The sequence below is a fragment of the Trichocoleus sp. FACHB-591 genome, from assembly GCF_014695845.1.
Classification (GTDB): domain Bacteria; phylum Cyanobacteriota; class Cyanobacteriia; order FACHB-46; family FACHB-46; genus Trichocoleus.
On the sequence record NZ_JACJPA010000066.1, the window covers coordinates 1 to 3,820 of the forward strand.

Here is a 3,820-nt window from a genome sequence, read left to right on the forward strand (position 1 = left end):
GCAAAGCTTGCAGGCTTTGACGTTGGTAGGGAGTCGGCATCCCATCGAGCAAGTGATAGATTAGTTCTTGGGCGTGGGCAAGAATGTCCATTGTTCTTGCGGTCTATTAGTTTCACGCCCTTTCTGCCACCTTTTAAGCCTTGGTGCAAGATCTGAGTTGTGCTACTCCAAATCAGTTGAGATGTTGAAGTGTTCACTTCGGTTGCTGCTGCATTATTTGAAGTATCAGACAATTCCTCTCTCAGCTTAAATCATTACCTATTCAGCAACGCCTTAATCAGAACACTGATAGAACCACCCATCCATTCATCAACCAAAATGAATAGCAGTTCAGGCGCGCTTATGCAGGTGTCAAATATAGAAGAGAACCAACGAAACGAGCACGTAGCCAAGGATTGCCAAAAATCAAAATTGCCAAAACACCCACAACGAGAATTAGAACTTTAGATCGCCAGAGTAGCTAACGCCACCAAGAAAAGTAATTCTTGTGGCTTAACTGTAATGTCTGCCAATTTACGACAAATGACGATTCAATTTCTTAGGCACATTGGCTTTGTGCTGGGTGCTAAAATTTGGCTACGGATCTCCTGGGATCTTCCTCTAGAAATGATTCCCGATAATTGGAGTAATTGCCATAGGTTCATTGGAATTGACCTTCACGCTCAAGGGTTAAGCGTCCAATAAACCAGTCTGCGAAATTGTTCTACATTTCACTACTTAAGATCTGCCAGTTAAACGCCAATTTAGGAATGCAGTTGCTACTTAAACGTCAACTGCTGGAGTTCCTTTTGATTCCAGTTGCCTAACCTGGCTGCAGCTTCATAGGTGCTTTGCAAAAACTCTAACAACGTCTGATCGGGTGATTCTGCCTCACGAACAGCGTCATAGGGCAAAATAAATTCACCCAGTTCCTTATTGTAAAATGCAGCATCGGGACGAACCTCAGCCTGCTTAAACCCATCGGGTTCTGGGTACGCATAGGAATAAAACGCTGGGTATGATAATCCGGCTCCAGGCCAAAATCCGGCACTACTGACTTCCTGGGAATAGGCTTCCTGCGCCACTGCATCGGGTAAATTTGGCACCCCTCCCGGATGCTCAGGAGCCGATCGTCCAGAAAAGCGAGTCACTGCTAAATCAAAACTTCCCCAGAAAAAATGAACCGGACTAACCTTGCCGGAAAAATGGGAGCGAAATTCTCGAAAGACGCGATCGGACTGTAGCAGCACTCGCCAGCATCGATTGGCATAATCCGCATCATAAGCAGCATGGGTTTCATCCTGCTCAAATCGAATTGGATTGGGGACTTCATTTGGTTTAGTGTTAATTGTGATGTGAATATCCAATGCTCTGAGCGTTTCCATCACGGTTTGATAAAAATCAGCGACCGAGCGAGGGTAGAGGGCGATCGCTCGTCTTGCCCCTTCGCTGGTTTGAATCAGCAGCTCATGATCAATGAAATCAAAGTCGATTTGAAAGATGCGGCTGCCATAGGGAATCGTGGAAGTGGTCAGTCCCCGAACGGTTAAATAGAGGGGAATATGCCAGGAATGATTAATCCACGGAGTTTGGGTAAATCGGATTTTGCCGATGATTTGAGTCCACATGTGCAAGGTGGTATATGTCTCTTGCCATGCGTCCAGGGGTAAACTCGGCCAAATATCCGTTGAGGTCAGAGTAGGCTGATTTGACATCATGGTTTCCTCGCGAGTAGAAAGGGGGCGCGTGATCAATAGTTCTTCTGTTGTTCGTCGGCAAAACACCACAGCCATTGTTCTCCCAATTCGGCTGAACTAATCACCGCGTGTCCGCTCTCTTCATAGTGACGGCGGGCGTGTTGATTTTTGGAAGAGTCACAGCACAGCATTTTGCTGCAGGTTTGACAAATTCTTAAGTGAACCCAGCGTTGGTGTAGCCTCTCGGTACGAGAATCGCCCACTCGCAGGCATTCCTCACAGCGGAATACCGGGTAATTGGCTTTTGAAATCATAGTCTCTAGCGTCAGTTCGTTCAGGTGTTGCCAGGACATGGAGGATTCTTGTAAATGTGCAAGATATGTACTTGATCAAGTGGGATACAGCCATTTGCGAAAGAGTTGAGTGAGGCGCGGCATAATCACGTAGGTGAGCAGGGCAACCGTTAGACCTGTAACCAACAACGTTCTGAGCAATACTGGAAGCTCCGCTAGGAGCGGTACTAGCAAACGATTGAGAATAGATATCGTAAAAAACACTCCCAGCCATGTCACGATCGCCATTTTGTAGCGCGGAGGTGGAGCCTTCATGGGTTTGTTGGGAAGCGTGAACCAGGTCTCCAGACCCGTCAGGGTTTGAATGGTTTCAGGCTTTTCAATCAAGGGTTGCAACCGCTCCAACCATTCCTGCCGCACACTGGATTCCAGCCAAGTTTTGAGGTTGTTGTAATGATCAAATCTGACGATTGCCACATACTCAGGATGAGCGGGGTTACAGGGGCGAATCACATTGACCCCTAAATGTCCCTGAAATTGATGGGCAGCCGTCGCAATTCCGTGCAACCATTCCTCATACCCTTGCTCACGCCCAGGTCGGATGAAGTGAGAAATAATGGCGGTTACCTGGTGAGTTTTTTCATCTGTACCCACGACTAGTGGATCCAGCATTACACATGACCTCAAAAACTCTAGCTGCAAGAAAGTGATGATGGTTAATGAGCGATCGCGGCTTGTAAGGCAGATTGAGCATTAGCGATTGCCAGATTCCGGGCTTCATCACCCAGATTCAGGCTATCGGCATAGACGAACTCAATATCCGTTATACCAATAAACCCAAAAATGTGTTTTAGATAGGGTGTTTGTAGGTCATAGGCATGAGTAGGGCTACCTTCGGGGTAGGCTCCTCCCTGCGCCATAATGATCGTCATCTTCTTGTTGTGAACCAGTCCCTTGTAACCTGCTTCATCAACGGAGAATGTACGTCCCACTCGCACAATCTGGTCAAGATAAGCTTTGAAGTTGGCAGGAATGCTGAAGTTATACATGGGGATACTGAAAACGTAGCGATCGGCTGATAAAAACTCGTCGATCAATTCGTCGGAAATTTGAATCGCAGCAGCTAACTCAGGTGTATGTTGATCGGATGGAGTAAATGCAGCCGCGATCCAGTCTTCGCTCACAAAAGGAACAGGGTAATGTCCAATATCACGGTAAGTGATGGTGTCGTTGGGATGAGTGGTTTTCCACTGGTTAATGAACTCTTTAGAGAGCGTGCGGGAGATGGAGCGATCGCCACGCGGACTCGCATCTAAATGGAGAATGTGGGTCATAGGATAAATCTCAGATTGTGAATGAAGAATGTAGCGGAGACGAATGAGCAACCGCTGGCGATCGCCCCTATTCTATGCACGAAATCATCCAGTGCTGCTGCAATGCCGCAAATGAACTGGATCACCGAGCAATGACAACATTCACTCAGTTACGCACGAGTCATGAGGCGTTCGCGATTGGCAGAGCCAGCATTTGATGTTGCTGCATAGCTCGTCATTAGATTTTTGTAGTCAGGACTAAACCCTGCAAGGAGATTACCTAGCCCTTCAATATCGTTACACCAATCACGGTGCAATTCACCCACAACGCTATACCAATTGACCAACTGAGCGCCAGCACGAGACATCCGATCCCAAGCTGCATCGCGACAGGTTTCATTGAAGGTGCCAGAGGCATCGGTGAAAACAAAAACGTCATACCCTGCCTCCAATGCTGAAAGTGTGCAAAAAGTGACACAGACATCCGTGACAATTCCGGCAATAATCAATTGCTTCTTACCAGTTGCTTCTACGGCTT

The 3,820-nt window shown here is 47.2% G+C and carries 5 protein-coding genes and 1 pseudogene; 1 reads left to right on the forward strand and 5 read right to left on the reverse strand.

All coding sequences use genetic code 11. The features are described 5' to 3' along the window. Positions 1-127 precede the first annotated feature (127 nt). Positions 128-250, forward strand: a pseudogene (locus H6F90_RS12430) (IS1 family transposase); the annotation flags it as partial. Positions 251-758: 508 nt separating this feature from the next. Here H6F90_RS12430 and H6F90_RS12435 read toward each other — a convergent pair. The 5 genes from H6F90_RS12435 to H6F90_RS12455 all read right to left on the reverse strand — a co-directional run. Then, positions 759-1,772, reverse strand: coding sequence for a DUF5996 family protein (locus H6F90_RS12435; protein WP_242024442.1), 1,014 nt, complete (start codon positions 1,770-1,772; stop codon positions 759-761). Then, the gene (locus tag H6F90_RS12440; RefSeq protein ID WP_190552788.1) at positions 1,730-2,029 is read right to left on the reverse strand and encodes a UBP-type zinc finger domain-containing protein; all 300 of its coding nucleotides are present in this window, start codon (positions 2,027-2,029) and stop codon (positions 1,730-1,732) included. The genes H6F90_RS12435 and H6F90_RS12440 overlap by 43 nt, the downstream gene beginning before the upstream one ends. Before the next feature lie 36 nt (positions 2,030-2,065). After that, positions 2,066-2,641: an antibiotic biosynthesis monooxygenase gene (locus H6F90_RS12445; RefSeq protein WP_190552789.1), complete on the reverse strand. Its 576-nt coding sequence runs from the start codon at positions 2,639-2,641 to the stop codon at positions 2,066-2,068. A 44-nt stretch (positions 2,642-2,685) separates the two neighbouring features. Further along, positions 2,686-3,303, reverse strand: coding sequence for an FMN-dependent NADH-azoreductase (locus H6F90_RS12450; RefSeq protein WP_190552790.1), 618 nt, complete (start codon positions 3,301-3,303; stop codon positions 2,686-2,688). 149 nt (positions 3,304-3,452) lie between these two features. Next, positions 3,453-3,820, reverse strand: a 368-nt coding sequence (locus tag H6F90_RS12455; RefSeq protein WP_190552791.1) for an isochorismatase family protein, incomplete at its 5' end; no start/stop codon positions are given.